Genomic DNA, 13,934 nt, shown 5'->3' with positions numbered 1-13,934 from the left:
TTATTTCTCCATAATTGTTTCTTCTACTTTCATACCAAAATGTCTTCCTGCTTCTTCTATATATCCTATGATTTCATCACCTATTTGTAAATCTACTACTGATATTGGCGTCCCATCTCCTTTTACTACTCTTATTGTTTCGGCATTTTGTAATACTGCTGATAATTTTTTACCTTGATATTCTGCCTCTATTAAAATCATAGGTCTTCTTTCTATTTTTGACCTACCTACATTTACAACTCTACCATTTCCATTAATATCATAAATCATAACCTCTTTTCCTGCTGATAATTCACAGAGATAAACAGTTTTTCCACCGGGAACCCTTGTATACATATGAACTGCTCCGGCATTTACCCTAAATGGTCTTGATGCAACATATTCTGATTCTTCTGTTTCGGCATGGACAAGAATCATTCCGGCAGAAGAATTACCAACAAGCATTCCTTCCCCTTTCTTTAATAAGGAAGTTGTATCTACTGCTACCCTATCTCCCATTCCAAGAAGTTGGATATTTACTACTTTTGCTTTTACAAGATTTAATTTTTCACTATCTTCTTTTATAATTTTTGCAACTTTTTTTATCTGGTTTAAATCATTTGTTTTTAAAACAATGCCTTTTACACCTTTTTCAAGGATTCCAACAGCTGTTTTTGCTTCTTCTGCATCTTTTACAAAAGAATATATATTCTCCGACTGGGCTATTAGGTTTTCAAGTGGAATGATTGTCCAGTCTGTTGTTTGGACAATAACTTTTTTCCCAAATTTTGCAAGCTGGGCAGCTTTTTCTTCATCTGATTTGCTTTCTATCTTCACTATCACGAAATCATCAGATAAATTTCCTTCTTTATCTACAATTATTGTTTTAATTCTCCCGAGTTTTTTTATCTCTCCAGCTTTTTCTTCATCTATTAATATATAATCAACACCGGATTCTATAGCAGTTGTAATTGCATTTTTATCTGCATTTCTTGCATCAAAGATAAACTCTTTCATTTCCTCTCCTTGATAAATTTTTTATTAATATAATAACATGGTATACAGAAATATAAAAAATATCAAAAAACATATAAAAATTTATATATTTCTGCATTTAAACCACTACAACTATTACTAATCCCTGCCGGCATAGATAATAACCTATGCAGGAACAGGTTTGCATTTTGTAACTGATAAATATTAAATTTAATTGGTCTGCAAAGTTTTCTCTTTAATACCTTAAATAGTTCCCTGCTTTTAAAATAAAAATCAATAACTTTAAGTTTAATTCTTTTAACAATGTTTACGGCACCGTTGATATCTGCATTAAATTTTAATCCATAAACAAAATCCTTGTATAATCCTCTTTCTACTCTTTCACCTGACAATTCAATGTTCTTATTTCTCATAACTTTCCTAATATCATTGGTTAAACAATTTGCTTGACTTGTAAAATATTCTTTTTCTTTATCTTTTACAACTATACCATATTTTTTTGCTTTATATTTTATCATATCAATTAACAATGCAAATGGTATACTGACAAAATTTTGATTATTTGTTTTACCTAAATTTATACCATTTTTAGAGCCTAAAATATCTCTGGAAATGATAATATGTTTTGCTTTTGACAATATTGCATATTCTACTATTCTTGTAGATATTAAATGAAACCATATTTTTATTTTTTTATTTCTATATCTAAATAACTTCCTGATTAAGTAATCGTATTTTGCTTTCTCTTCAATATCTTTTGATTTATCTTTCAATGATTGTAATTCTGATTTTTTCTTATTAAACCATTGATTAAATGATTTTATTTGTTTTCCATTTATTATTAGGCTTTCAATAGATGGATTATTGGTAAATATACTTGCTAAATTATCTAATCCTAAATCAATACCTACATAAATGTTTTCATTTAATAATAAATTTTCCTTTAATATCTTTTCTTTATATATGATATGTAGTTCATATTCATCTAATCTTTTGACTAATCTAATAGATGATATTTCTTTTCTTAATATATGTTTTGGCAGTTTAAATTTTAGTTTTAGGTTATTATTAAGTGTAAGAACTAATCCTTTATCCTTAATTACAAAATTGTTTTTAACAAAACTTATTGAGAAATTATTTATTCTACTTAATTTCTTTGGTTTAGGTGGATTAGGTTTATTTTTGTATTTACGAGGATTTTCCTTATAATCTTTTAAAGCATTGAAATAACTTTTATACTCATTCATTACCTGTTCTATTAGTTTTTGAACTGTGACTGATGATAGGTTTTTAGACATTTCTTTTAAAGATGGAAAATAACTTGATGATTGAATTTTATCAATTATTTCAATCTCTTTAACCGATAATTGTTTTCTGTTTCTTTCTACTAATGATTTTTTAAAGGCAGATATATTTAAAATAGAATATCCTTTTTCTTTAATTATCAGATACACTAAATTCTTAAAATGCTGACAGGTTTTAATAAATTTATTTGATATATCAATCTTTGTTTTATTTCTTATATGTAAGACTAATACTCTATTTTCTATTAGCATTTACAAACTATTTTACATTTTTTATAGTACAATTATAACATAATTGTTTTTTAAATATAAAATTTTTGTATATTTTGTATATTTCTTTACAATATCAATTATATAAAGCTTCTGAAAAGCTTATATTTTTTCTACTACAATAATATGTATTAATTTAAAAAATCTTTCTTTGGTGTATTTTATTTTAAATTGGTTTTCTTCAAATATTTTTACGAGCTCCGGAACTGTTTTTGAGTTTTCTACTGATTCAACAAAATAATCATACTCTTCTTTTGAAAAAATCAATCTTCCTATTGGTCTAAATATTTTATCTGCAAAAAAATAAACTGCATTATAAAATATTTTAGATTTTGGTTTTGATATATCAAGGATAGAGATTTCTCCACCGGTTTTTAATACTCTTTTAAATTCTTTTATAGCTAAATCGGTAGGAAAATGCCTAAATGATAAAGAGCAGAAGATATTATCAATAGAGTTATCTTTAAATGGCATATTTAATGCATTTGCTTTTATAAATGTGGCTTTTATGCCTTTTTCTTTTGCTTTTTTTAGCATCTGAAAAGATATATCTAATCCAATAGGTTTTGCATAAGGAAATTTTTCAGATATATATTTTATAACTTCACCGGTTCCGGTTCCTATATCTACTGCATATTTTCCTATTTTTGAGTTTTCTATCAACTCTTTTTGCCATTTTTTTATCTGTCCAAAAGTGGTGCTATTTAAAAATTTATCATAGCTATGAACTATACTATCAAATATATTTTGGGCTATATTTTTTTCCATTTTGTTCCTACCGGTGTATCTTCAATAATAATACCTTTTTCTGATAATTTATCCCTTATAAAATCAGCAATGGCATACTGTTTTTCTTTTCTTGCTTTTTCCCTGACTTCAATTAATGTTTGTATTAATTCTTCATCTAATTTTTCTTCTTTTTGCTCTATCTCTATTTTTTCTTCTTTTATACATGGCTTTAAGCTATCAAATAAACCAAATATATCTCTACAAAGATTATGTATAGTGTCTGCTGCTTCTTTATAAGAAGCCAATGCTTTTTTGGAGATACCACCTTCTTTTACTGCTTTATCTTTTAATATATTCATCTCTCTTACAAGGGTAAATATTGAAGCAAGGGCTTCCGGTGTATTAAAATCATCACTCATTGCTGCGTAAAATTGGGATTGGATTTTTTGGATAGTTTGGTATAAATCTATATTGAAATCATTATTTATCGGAAGTTTTTCCAGTATAGAGTATTCATCTATAGCATTTTTTAATCTCTCATAGGCTTTTTTTGTTTCTTCCATTTTATCCCAAGAGAAATCAAGTGGGCTTCTGTAATGGACAGATAAAACTAATAATCTGAGTATATCCGGATTATATTTTGCATATATCTCTTTTAAAGTTATATAATTACCAAGAGATTTAGACATCTTTTGTCCATTTACAGTAACAAGTCCATTATGAACCCAGTATCTTGCAAATGGTTTTTCTGATAAGCTTTCTGCCTGTGCAATCTCATTTTCGTGATGTGGAAATATTAAATCAAGTCCGCCACCGTGTATATCTATAGTTTCTCCAAGATGTTTAAATATCATTGCACAGCATTCTGTATGCCATCCGGGTCTTCCTTTCCCCCAAGGTGAATCCCAAGCCGGTTCTCCAGCTTTTGATGCTTTCCATAAAGCAAAATCAAGCGGGTCTTTTTTCTTTTCCGATGCTTCTATTCTTGCACCGATAAGCAGTTCATCTATGCTTCTTTTTGATAATTTTCCATAATCTTTATATTTTCTTACAGAAAAATAAACATCTCCATCAACTTCGTAAGCATATCCTTTATCTATCAATTTTTGTATAAAATCTATAATATCCGGTATATGGGTTGTTACTCTTGGCTCTATATCTGCCGGCTCTATTCTGAATTTCTCTGCATCATCAAAATATTCTTTTATATATCTGTCAGATATAACATTAAATGGAAGGCATTCATTTTTTGCTCTATTTATAATCTTATCATCAACATCTGTAAAATTCCTTACAAAGATTACATTGTATCCAAGATACCTTAAATATCTTCTTATCATATCAAAAACTATTAAACTTCTTCCGTGTCCTACATGGTTATAATCATAAGTGGTTACACCACAGGTATATATTTTTACTTCTCCCGGTTTAATAGGTGCAAAATCTTCTTTTTTTCCGGTTAATGTGTTATAGATTTTTAAACTCATCTTCCTTCTCCTACGATTTCTTTTATTATCATTTTATGGGCTTTTCCTACTAAATCAAGAAAATGTTTATATCCTTTTTTATTTATATGTTTAATTAATCCTTCTTTTATTTTTAAAGGTGAAAATGGGTCATAAAAATTAGCGGTGCCAACTTGGATTGCAATGGCTCCTGCAAGTATATGTTGCAGGGCATCTTGATAAGTTGTTATTCCACCTACGCCTATTATAGGCACTTTATCTCCATACTTAGAATATACTTGCCAAATCATTCTAACTGCAATAGGAAGGATAGCAGGTCCGGATAATCCACCGGTTATTGTTGATAATATCGGTTTTTCTTTTTCTACATCTATGGCTACTCCAAGTAATGTATTTATAAGAACAAGACCATCTGCTTTTGCAGAAACGCATGCATCGGCAGTATCCAAAATATTTGTTATATTTGGGCTTAATTTTACAATTAAAGGTTTTTTTGTTAATTTTCTTAATTTATAAACAAGATTATATAATGTTTCTGGGTCATTTCCGAATGCAAGTCCTCCTTTTTTTACATTAGGACAGGATACATTAAGTTCAAGACCATCTACCCCATCTGCTTTATCAAGTTTTTCAGTTACTGCCATATATTCTTCTTCATCTTCTCCGAAAACATTGGCAAATATTCTTGTATCATATTTTTTTAGTTTTGGAAGGATATTTTCAATAAAATAATCAACTCCCGGATTTTGAAGACCGATAGAGTTAAGCATTCCGGCAGGTGTTTCTACTATTCTTTCCGGCGGATTACCTTTTCTTGGCTTTAATGATAATCCTTTTACAACAATTGCTCCAAGCTCAGATAAATCATAAAGCTCTGCTACTTCAAGTCCATAACTGAATGTGCCGGAAGCTGTCCAAACCGGATTCTTAAATTTAACTCCAAAAAGCTCATAAGATAAAATATCTTCCATCTAAACCTCTAAGGAATTATCAATTATGCTATAATTTTACCATAATTTAAAACTGATGGAGGTTGTTATGGAAAATATTTTATTAACGGGAGTAGCTGGATTTATAGGTTGGAAAACAGCAGAATTTTTATTAAAAGAAGGTATAAATGTTATCGGAATAGATAATATGAATGATTATTATGATGTTAGATTAAAAGAATACAGAATAAATCAGCTTAAAGATTTTAAAAATTTTAAATTTTATAAAGCCGATATAGAGAATTTAGAAGCGATGGATATTATATTTCAAGATAATAAAATAGATGCTGTTATAAATTTGGCAGCAAGGGCAGGAGTTAGATATAGTATAGAAAATCCTTTTGTTTATCTTTCTACAAATGCAGAAGGAACATTAAATCTATTAGAACTTAGTAGAAAATACGGTATAAATAAATTTGTTTTGGCTTCAACATCTTCTTTATATGCAGGGCAACCCATGCCTTTTAAGGAAGATTTACCGGTAAATACACCTATCTCTCCTTATGCTGCTTCAAAAAAAGCTGCAGAAGTTTTATGTTATACATACCATTATCTTTATGGAATAGATGTTTCCGTCGTTAGATATTTTACCGTTTATGGGCCGGCAGGAAGACCTGATATGAGTATATTTAGATTTATAAAATGGATAGATGAGGAAAAACCTATAGAACTTTTTGGAGATGGCTCCCAATCCAGAGATTTTACCTATGTAGATGATATAGCAAGAGGAACAATTAAAGCATTAAAACCGGTAGGATATGAAATTATAAACCTCGGTGGTGGGAAAAATCCTATATCATTAAAAGAAGTGATTTCTACCATAGAAAAATATCTTGGTAAAAAAGCGGTTATTTCTCAAAAAGAGTTTCATAAAGCAGATTTAAAAGAAACATGGGCAGATATTACAAAAGCAGAAAAGTTATTAGGTTGGAAACCGGAAATACCATTTGAAGAAGGCATAAAAAGAACCATAGAATGGTATCTCCAAAATAGAGATTGGCTTAAAGATATAAAGCTTTAAAAGGATTTCTTTATATCAAAGATTTTTTCCGGCTTATCTTGCCATGATAATTTTCTGCTAAATGTTATTTTAACTTCATCAAAATCAGCTGGAGAGTAAAAGCTAATTTCTCTTGGTTGATTGTAAGGTATTGCCTCGTTTTCCTTTTTTGTAATCATGGCACTATCCGTATAAACAATCTGCTTATCTTTTAAGAAAGATACATCTATATAATATTTTGGATTTCCATTATCTCCGGTTGGAATATTATGAGGAATTTTCTTATTAATAACTACAAGATTTAAATTTTTATCTTGCTTTGTTATCTGTATATCAAAAAAATCTTTTTTTGGTGTAGGCACTTTAAAAGAATGGTCATGAACCGGCTTAGATGCATGCATTAGATTAAATGGAAATTTTTGTATCAATTTTCCTTCTTTTGCCGGCATGTGGCATTCTTGGCATGATCTTTCTACAGAAGCAGTTTTCCATTGTTTAAATGTTTCTTGATGACAGCCGGAGCATATATCTGCTTTTGTATAAAGCTCATCTTTTGTGGAAGGATGAGGTGGTGAAAAAACATCATAAGGACCATGCATAGATTTTGTAGAATCTTTAAAATGGCAGGAAGCACAATTTATTCCATCTTCTCTATGGAAATCTCTGCTTTTGGGTTTTTCATAAGCAGTTATCTCATAAGGGACGTGGCAGGATATACATACTTCTGTATAATTTCCTGAGGCTTTTTTATAATGCTCGCTTATCCAAGATACTGCATGTCTCGATTCTTTCCATTGGTTGTATATTTCTGTATGGCAGTCAGAACATCTTTTAGCAACAGGTCTTTGTAATAAATCTTTTTCTTGAAAAATATTTCCAATCTTATCACAGGAAGATAATAAAGAAGAAGCCAATATTAAGAAGATAAATCTTCTAAACTGCATGATTGCCCCTCAAATTCTTCAATAAGATGTCCTAATTTATCCTTTTTTGTATTTAGATATTTTACATTATGTGGATTTGGTTTTGTCAAAATAGGAACTCTATCAACAACCTCAAGTCCAAATCCTTCCAATGCTACTATTTTTCTTGGATTGTTTGTCATCAGTTTCATTTTTCTAACACCAAGGTCAAGGAGTATCTGGGCTCCGGTGCCAAAATCCCTTAAATCTGCATTAAATCCGAGTTTTTGATTTGCTTCTACCGTATCATATCCTTGGTCTTGTAGATTATATGCTTTTATTTTATTTATTATTCCTATTCCTCTTCCTTCATGTCCTCTCATATAAACAAGCACACCTTTCCCATTTTCTGAAATCATTTTTAATGCTTTATGTAATTGGGATTGACAATCACATCTTAATGAGCCAAAAATATCACCTGTTAAACATTCTGAATGGACTCTTACGAGAACCGGTTCATCTTCTTTAATCTCTCCCATTACAAGGGCAACATGTTCTGAATTATCAACAAGGCTCCTGTATCCATAAATTTTAAATACACCATATTTTGTAGGAAGCATAGCTTCCGCTTCTCTCTGGACAAGTTTTTCTCTTTTTAATCTATATTGAACTAAATCTGCTATTGTTATTATTTTTAGATTATATTTTTCTGCAAATTTTACCAAATCAGGCAGTCTTGCCATTGTCCCATCTTCTTTCATTATTTCGCAAATTACCCCTGCAGGATACAATCCGGCCAATCTTGCTAAATCTACAGAAGCTTCTGTATGTCCTGTTCTTTCCAATACTCCACCTTTTTTAGCCATAAGTGGAAATACATGCCCCGGTCTTACAAAATCAGATGGTTTAGCATCAGGGCTTACTGCAAGTTTTATGGTTATAGCTCTATCAAAAGCTGATATACCGGTAGTAGTTCCATACTTAGGATGGGCATCTATTGAAACACAAAAAGCTGTTCCTTTCGGGTCTGTATTATTTTGTGTCATAAGTGGAATATCAAGCTCTTTTAATCTTTCAGGAAGCATTGAAAGGCATATTAATCCCCTTCCTTCTTTTGCCATAAAGTTAATAGCCTCAGGCGTAACCTTTTCAGCAGCCATAACCAAATCCCCTTCATTTTCCCTATCAGGGTCATCAACCACAATTATCATTTTCCCTTCCTGTATATCTTTTATAGCATCCTCTATTTTGCTAAATTTTATCTCCATATTTTTTCACCTCGGATAAATTATTTAGTTAGCTTATTAATATAATCTTAAAAATATAAATTTTCAATCAAAAAAGGTAATGATATAATTTATAAAAAAATAATGAGGTAAGGTCAGGATGAATGGCATATTTAGAAAAAAAATATATCAAAAGGACAAAACCGGTTTGCCGAGAAAAATTGGTGTTTTAGATTTAGTTTTACTTGGAATAGGTGGTATTATAGGAGCAGGTATATTTGTTATTACCGGTCAGGCTGCGGCTTTATATGCAGGTCCAGGTATTGTTTTATCATTTTTGCTTGGAGCAATAACAATAGGTATATCAGCCTTAGTATATGCAGAGCTTGCATCTGCTTATCCGGTAGCCGGTGGAGCTTATAGCTATACTTATGCATCTTTGGGAGAGATAATAGCTTGGCTTGTAGGATGGAATATATTACTTGAATATGGAATTGCAGCATCGGCAGTTGCTACCGGATGGTCAGGATATTTTAGAAGATTTTTAGAAGAGAGCTTAGGTATTCATATACCAAAAGAGATATCCGGTTCTTTTAACTTAGAAGCAGGAACATATATAGATTTATTTGCTTTCTTGGCATTGGTTTTTGTTTTTATTCTTCTTACCATAGGAATAAAAGAAAGTGCAACTTTTAATAACTTTATTGTAGCTTTAAAGCTTTTAGTATTAATTGTTTTTGTAATATTTGGATTACCTCATATAAATTTTGCAAATTTTTCAGATTTTTTACCTTATGGATGGGAAGGTGTATGGAGAGCAGCAGCTTTAATAGTATTTGCATATCTTGGTTTTGATGCAATAGCCACAGTTGCAGAAGAAGCAAAAAATCCAAATAAAACAGTTCCACTTGGTTTAATATTATCTCTTGCAATAAGCACTTTGTTTTATATGGTTGTTTCTTTTGTTCTTGTTGGTATGGTTTCTTATAAAGAGTTAAATGTGCCTGATGCTCTTGCCTTTGCTATGTATAAAGTAAATGAACCTATTATTGCATCTTTTATATCCATAGGTGCAGTAATAACTATAATTTCAGTTTTGCTTGTAATGGGTCTTGGATTTACAAGGGTTATATTTGCTATTTCAAGAGATGGATTATTTTTTAAACAATTTGCAGATATTCATCCAAGATTTAAAACACCATATAAAGCTACTATCTTAGGTGGAATATTACTGAGCACATTAGCCGGATTAATACCTCTTAAAATTCTTGCAGAGCTTGTTAATATCGGAACTTTATTTTCTTATCTTATAGTAGCAATAGCAGTTTTATATTTAAGAAAAACAGAAAAAGATTATAATCCTTCCTTTAAAGTGCCTTTTGGAAATATACTCCTGTATATAAATATAATTTTACTTATGGTAGTAATGGCAGGTCTTCCTCATGAAACATGGATTAGATTTATAGTATGGTGCATCATAGGTCTTTTAATATACTTTTTATATGGATATAAAAATAGCCGTAGAATTGAAAGTTGAAAAATGAATAACAGGTTAAGATTATCAGATTTTGAAATAGAAGCTATAAAATCTCTGGCAAAAGATATCTTTGGGGAAGATGTAAAACTTTGGATATTTGGTTCAAGGGCAGATGTAAATAAAAAAGTGGAGATATAGATATATATATTGAAATCTGGAGTAAGATTGTTATGAACCATAAAATCATATATAAAAAAGCATATGAGGAAACCCAAAAACATTTAGAAAGATTAAAAACAGCTTTTATAGTTATTAATAGATATATCTTTACAAATACTCTAAAAAGCTTTACATTTATACACTATGAAGAAAAAAAGGAATATCTCTAAGAGAAGTTCTCTTGGAGAGATAACACCATACACATCAAAAAAGCAAGTCCTTCAAATATTGGTAAAACAATATTTGGAGAGATACAAAGGGAACTATTTATATAACCTAAATTTTTCAGTTTCTGTTTCTGCCAATTCCGCCACTTCGGCATTGGTTGATATTACTAAGTTATTATTATATAATAATTACCTGCTTTTTGCAAATTGGTAAGACCGTAATCAGTTATTGTATCCAAAAGATTTTTAGGAGGTAAGCAATTATAAGATGATAGATAGTAATGATTTTAATTCTTATTTTAGATATAAGGATGGAGTATTACATTGTGAAGATGTAAGTATTGAAACAATAGCCAAAAAAGTAGGAACTCCATTTTATTTATATAGTAAAAAAGCCATTATAGATAAAATAAATGAATATAAGGAAGCTTTTAAAGATTATCCTACAATAATCTGTTATGCAGCAAAAGCAAATTCCAATTTATCCATCTTAAAAATTTTTCAAGAAAATGATATAGGTTGTGATATTGTCTCCGGTGGTGAGCTTTATAAAGCAAAAAAAGCCGGAATACCATCAAATAAAATTGTGTATGCCGGAGTAGGTAAAACAGATTTTGAGATAGAGTTTGCAATAAGAGAAAATATACTTTCTTTTAATGTTGAAAGCTATCAAGAGATAGAAGTAATAAACAGCATTGCAGAAAAAGTTGGCAAGGTTGCAAGAATATCTATAAGAGTTAATCCTGATGTAGACCCAAAGACCCATCCATATATTTCTACAGGTATGAAAAAAAGTAAATTCGGTATAGATATAGATGAAGCATTAAATATTTATAAAAAAGCTATGCAGTTTAAAAATATAGAAATTATAGGTGTTCATTGTCATATTGGCTCACAGATAATGAGTATATCTCCTTATATTGAAGCAGTTTCAAAAGTGGCAGAACTTGTAGATAAATTAAAAAAAGAAGGAATAGAGCTGAAATATTTTGATATAGGTGGAGGAATAGGAATAAAGTATAAAATAACAGATGAACCACCAAATATAAAAGATTTTGCCAATGCAATAATACCAATAGTTAAACAAACTGGATTAAATCTGATAATAGAACCGGGAAGGTCATTAATAGGAGAAGCAGGAGCATTAATAACCAAAGTTTTATTTCTTAAAGATAAAAAAGAAAAACATTTTGTTATAGTAGATTCCGGAATGAATGATTTAGTTAGACCTTCTATATATGACGCTTACCATCATATTATGGCAGTAAAAATTAAAGATAAAACAATAAAAGCAGATATAGTTGGGCCTATCTGTGAATCCGGAGATTTTCTTGGAATTGATAGAGAAATCTGTCAGGTGGAAAGAGGAGATTTAGTAGCAGTTATGTCTGCCGGAGCTTATGGAGCATCTATGTCTTCAAATTATAATGTAAGACCAAGAGCATTAGAAGTATTAGTTGATAATAATAATTTCAAAATAATAAGAGAAAGAGAAGATTATAACTATTTAATAAAACTTGAAGAAGAGGTTATTCAATGAAAGTTTTGGTAGTAGGAAACGGCGGAAGAGAGCATGCATTAGCTTGGAAGATTAAACAAAGCCCATTGGTAAAAGAGCTATATTGTGCAAAAGGAAATGCCGGTATATGGAAAATAGCAAAAAAAGTTGATATAGAACCTACAGATATAGAAAATCTTGTAAAATTTGCAAAAGAAAACAAAATAGATTTAACAGTTGTAGGTCCTGAACAGCCATTATCTGAAGGAATAGCAGATAGATTTTTGCAGGAAGGGTTAAAAATATTCGGACATAAAAAAGCATCTGCAATGCTTGAATCAAGTAAAGTTTTTGCAAAAAATTTCATGAAAAAATATGGAATACCTACTGCTTTTTATGAAACATTTGAAGAAGAAGATAAAGCTATAGATTTTATAAAAAAGATGGGAGCTCCTATTGTAATAAAAGCAGATGGACTTGCAGCCGGTAAAGGTGTAATAGTTGCAATGACAGAAGAAGAAGCAATAAATGCAGTAAAAGATATGTTTTCCGGTAAATTCGGAAAAGCAAGCCAAAGAATAGTTATAGAAGAATATTTAGATGGTGAAGAAGCTTCATATATAGCTATGGTAAAAGGTGATAAACTTGTCCCTATGGCTACATCACAAGACCACAAAAGAGTTTATGATAACGATAAAGGACCAAATACAGGTGGAATGGGTGCTTACTCACCAACATCTGTTATAACTCCGGAGATAGAAAAACAGATTTTAGAAAAAATTATGTATCCTACATTAAAAGGAATGATACAAGAAGGAAGAGAAATGTCCGGTTTTCTTTATGCCGGATTGATGATAGGTTCCAAAGGTATAAATGTGCTTGAGTTTAATGTAAGAATGGGAGACCCTGAAACCCAACCAATAATGAGAAGATTACAATCAGATTTAGTAGAGCATATTTTACAAATTCTTGAAGGTGATATAGATAATGTAAAACCGCAGTGGATAGATAAATATTCAGTTGGAGTAGTAATGGCATCAAAAGGATATCCGGATAAATATGAAAAAGGAAAAGAAATAACAGGCATAGAAGAAGCAGAAAAAGACCCAGATGTTGTAGTTTTTCATGCCGGAACAAACATAAAAGATGGAAAATTGGTAACAGATGGTGGTAGGGTTTTAACAGTTACAGCAACAGGAAAAAATATAAAAGAAGCTGTAGAAAAAGTATATAATGCAACTTCTAAGATACATTTTGAAGGAGCACATTACAGAAAAGATATAGGATATAGAGAATTAAATAGAAAAAAATAAGAATAAAGAGGGCTATAAAGCCCTCTCTTTTATATTAGAACATTCCCGGTGGTTTTCCTCTTGAAACAATCAATCTCTCAACAGGCTGTCCTTCTATTATATGTTTTTGAATAATCTCTTCAACATCTGCCGGAGTTACATTTCCATACCAGATTGCATCCGGATAAACAACAACATTTGGTCCAAACATACAAGGTCCAAGACAACCGGTAGGAGTAACGGCCATTTTGTTAAATAAACCTTTCATCATCAAAGCTTCTTGGAATTTCATAAATATCTGGTCTGAACCTTTATCACCACAGGAAGGCATTCCAGGTGGTTTTCTTTGCATACATACAAATACATGTTTAAATTCAGACATAACTTAACTTACCTCCTAATCTCAAATTTTTGATAAAT

14 protein-coding genes are annotated in these 13,934 nt (G+C 30.3%); 6 read left to right on the top strand and 8 right to left on the bottom strand.

Going from position 1 to position 13,934, the window contains the following annotated elements; genetic code table 11:
• From QOR43_RS00350 to QOR43_RS00330, 5 genes are all read right to left on the bottom strand, one after another.
• Window positions 1-996 carry a 3-dehydroquinate synthase II gene (locus QOR43_RS00350; protein ID WP_265133523.1) on the bottom strand — a complete coding sequence of 332 codons (996 nt, stop codon included), beginning with the start codon at window positions 994-996 and terminating at the stop codon, window positions 1-3.
• A gap of 62 nt (window positions 997-1,058) precedes the next feature.
• On the bottom strand, window positions 1,059-2,531 hold the full coding sequence (locus QOR43_RS00345) for an RNA-guided endonuclease InsQ/TnpB family protein (protein WP_283571392.1): 1,473 nt from the start codon (window positions 2,529-2,531) through the stop codon (window positions 1,059-1,061).
• Window positions 2,532-2,651: 120 nt separating this feature from the next.
• The gene (locus QOR43_RS00340) at window positions 2,652-3,317 is read right to left on the bottom strand and encodes a class I SAM-dependent methyltransferase (RefSeq protein WP_265133759.1); all 666 of its coding nucleotides are present in this window, start codon (window positions 3,315-3,317) and stop codon (window positions 2,652-2,654) included.
• The gene (gene cysS / locus QOR43_RS00335) at window positions 3,302-4,765 is read right to left on the bottom strand and encodes a cysteine--tRNA ligase (protein WP_265133758.1); all 1,464 of its coding nucleotides are present in this window, start codon (window positions 4,763-4,765) and stop codon (window positions 3,302-3,304) included. Before cysS ends, QOR43_RS00340 begins: the two co-directional genes overlap by 16 nt.
• Window positions 4,762-5,715 carry a dihydroorotate dehydrogenase gene (locus QOR43_RS00330; RefSeq protein WP_265133757.1) on the bottom strand — a complete coding sequence of 318 codons (954 nt, stop codon included), beginning with the start codon at window positions 5,713-5,715 and terminating at the stop codon, window positions 4,762-4,764. Before QOR43_RS00330 ends, cysS begins: the two co-directional genes overlap by 4 nt.
• A 67-nt stretch (window positions 5,716-5,782) precedes the next feature.
• Between QOR43_RS00330 and QOR43_RS00325 the strand changes: the two genes are divergently transcribed.
• The gene (locus QOR43_RS00325) at window positions 5,783-6,754 is read left to right on the top strand and encodes a GDP-mannose 4,6-dehydratase (RefSeq protein WP_265133756.1); all 972 of its coding nucleotides are present in this window, start codon (window positions 5,783-5,785) and stop codon (window positions 6,752-6,754) included.
• Here the strand turns inward: QOR43_RS00325 and QOR43_RS00320 are convergent.
• Complete coding sequence (locus tag QOR43_RS00320) at window positions 6,751-7,677, bottom strand: cytochrome c family protein (protein WP_265133755.1); 927 nt, start codon at window positions 7,675-7,677, stop codon at window positions 6,751-6,753. The two genes, QOR43_RS00325 and QOR43_RS00320, sit on opposite strands and share 4 nt — an antisense overlap.
• Window positions 7,650-8,903, bottom strand: coding sequence for a bifunctional 3,4-dihydroxy-2-butanone-4-phosphate synthase/GTP cyclohydrolase II (locus tag QOR43_RS00315; protein WP_265133754.1), 1,254 nt, complete (start codon window positions 8,901-8,903; stop codon window positions 7,650-7,652). Before QOR43_RS00315 ends, QOR43_RS00320 begins: the two co-directional genes overlap by 28 nt.
• A gap of 118 nt (window positions 8,904-9,021) precedes the next feature.
• Here QOR43_RS00315 and QOR43_RS00310 point away from each other — a divergent pair, with 118 nt between their 5' ends.
• The 5 genes from QOR43_RS00310 to purD all read left to right on the top strand — a co-directional run bounded on the left by QOR43_RS00310 (window position 9,022) and on the right by purD (window position 13,535).
• On the top strand, window positions 9,022-10,398 hold the full coding sequence (locus QOR43_RS00310) for an amino acid permease (RefSeq protein ID WP_265133753.1): 1,377 nt from the start codon (window positions 9,022-9,024) through the stop codon (window positions 10,396-10,398).
• Window positions 10,399-10,401: 3 nt separating this feature from the next.
• Window positions 10,402-10,536 carry a hypothetical protein gene (locus tag QOR43_RS00305; protein ID WP_265133752.1) on the top strand — a complete coding sequence of 45 codons (135 nt, stop codon included), beginning with the start codon at window positions 10,402-10,404 and terminating at the stop codon, window positions 10,534-10,536.
• Window positions 10,537-10,568: 32 nt separating this feature from the next.
• The gene (locus QOR43_RS00300; RefSeq protein WP_265133751.1) at window positions 10,569-10,727 is read left to right on the top strand and encodes a hypothetical protein; all 159 of its coding nucleotides are present in this window, start codon (window positions 10,569-10,571) and stop codon (window positions 10,725-10,727) included.
• 265 nt (window positions 10,728-10,992) lie between these two features.
• Window positions 10,993-12,264 carry a diaminopimelate decarboxylase gene (gene lysA, locus QOR43_RS00295; protein ID WP_265133750.1) on the top strand — a complete coding sequence of 424 codons (1,272 nt, stop codon included), beginning with the start codon at window positions 10,993-10,995 and terminating at the stop codon, window positions 12,262-12,264.
• The gene (gene purD / locus QOR43_RS00290; protein ID WP_265133749.1) at window positions 12,261-13,535 is read left to right on the top strand and encodes a phosphoribosylamine--glycine ligase; all 1,275 of its coding nucleotides are present in this window, start codon (window positions 12,261-12,263) and stop codon (window positions 13,533-13,535) included. Before lysA ends, purD begins: the two co-directional genes overlap by 4 nt.
• Before the next feature lie 34 nt (window positions 13,536-13,569).
• Here purD and QOR43_RS00285 read toward each other — a convergent pair whose 3' ends face one another.
• Window positions 13,570-13,896, bottom strand: a complete 327-nt coding sequence (locus QOR43_RS00285; protein WP_265133748.1) for a (2Fe-2S) ferredoxin domain-containing protein — start codon at window positions 13,894-13,896, stop codon at window positions 13,570-13,572.
• Window positions 13,897-13,934 lie beyond the last annotated feature (38 nt).

The organism is Venenivibrio stagnispumantis (assembly GCF_900182795.1).
Lineage (GTDB): Bacteria > Aquificota > Aquificia > Aquificales > Hydrogenothermaceae > Venenivibrio > Venenivibrio stagnispumantis.
Note: the sequence above shows the minus strand (reverse complement) of the source record. Positions and strands in the feature narration are given on the sequence as shown.

Bases quoted from the DNA above. Each gene is read 5' to 3' on its own strand.
- QOR43_RS00350 (WP_265133523.1), bottom strand. From the start codon at position 996: ATGAAAGAGTTTATCTTTGATGCAAGAAATGCAGATAAAAATGCAATT.
- QOR43_RS00345 (WP_283571392.1), bottom strand. From the start codon at position 2,531: ATGCTAATAGAAAATAGAGTATTAGTCTTACATATAAGAAATAAAACA.
- QOR43_RS00340 (WP_265133759.1), bottom strand. From the start codon at position 3,317: ATGGAAAAAAATATAGCCCAAAATATATTTGATAGTATAGTTCATAGC.
- cysS (WP_265133758.1), bottom strand. From the start codon at position 4,765: ATGAGTTTAAAAATCTATAACACATTAACCGGAAAAAAAGAAGATTTT.
- QOR43_RS00330 (WP_265133757.1), bottom strand. From the start codon at position 5,715: ATGGAAGATATTTTATCTTATGAGCTTTTTGGAGTTAAATTTAAGAAT.
- QOR43_RS00325 (WP_265133756.1), top strand. From the start codon at position 5,783: ATGGAAAATATTTTATTAACGGGAGTAGCTGGATTTATAGGTTGGAAA.
- QOR43_RS00320 (WP_265133755.1), bottom strand. From the start codon at position 7,677: ATGCAGTTTAGAAGATTTATCTTCTTAATATTGGCTTCTTCTTTATTA.
- QOR43_RS00315 (WP_265133754.1), bottom strand. From the start codon at position 8,903: ATGGAGATAAAATTTAGCAAAATAGAGGATGCTATAAAAGATATACAG.
- QOR43_RS00310 (WP_265133753.1), top strand. From the start codon at position 9,022: ATGAATGGCATATTTAGAAAAAAAATATATCAAAAGGACAAAACCGGT.
- QOR43_RS00305 (WP_265133752.1), top strand. From the start codon at position 10,402: ATGAATAACAGGTTAAGATTATCAGATTTTGAAATAGAAGCTATAAAA.
- QOR43_RS00300 (WP_265133751.1), top strand. From the start codon at position 10,569: ATGAACCATAAAATCATATATAAAAAAGCATATGAGGAAACCCAAAAA.
- lysA (WP_265133750.1), top strand. From the start codon at position 10,993: ATGATAGATAGTAATGATTTTAATTCTTATTTTAGATATAAGGATGGA.
- purD (WP_265133749.1), top strand. From the start codon at position 12,261: ATGAAAGTTTTGGTAGTAGGAAACGGCGGAAGAGAGCATGCATTAGCT.
- QOR43_RS00285 (WP_265133748.1), bottom strand. From the start codon at position 13,896: ATGTCTGAATTTAAACATGTATTTGTATGTATGCAAAGAAAACCACCT.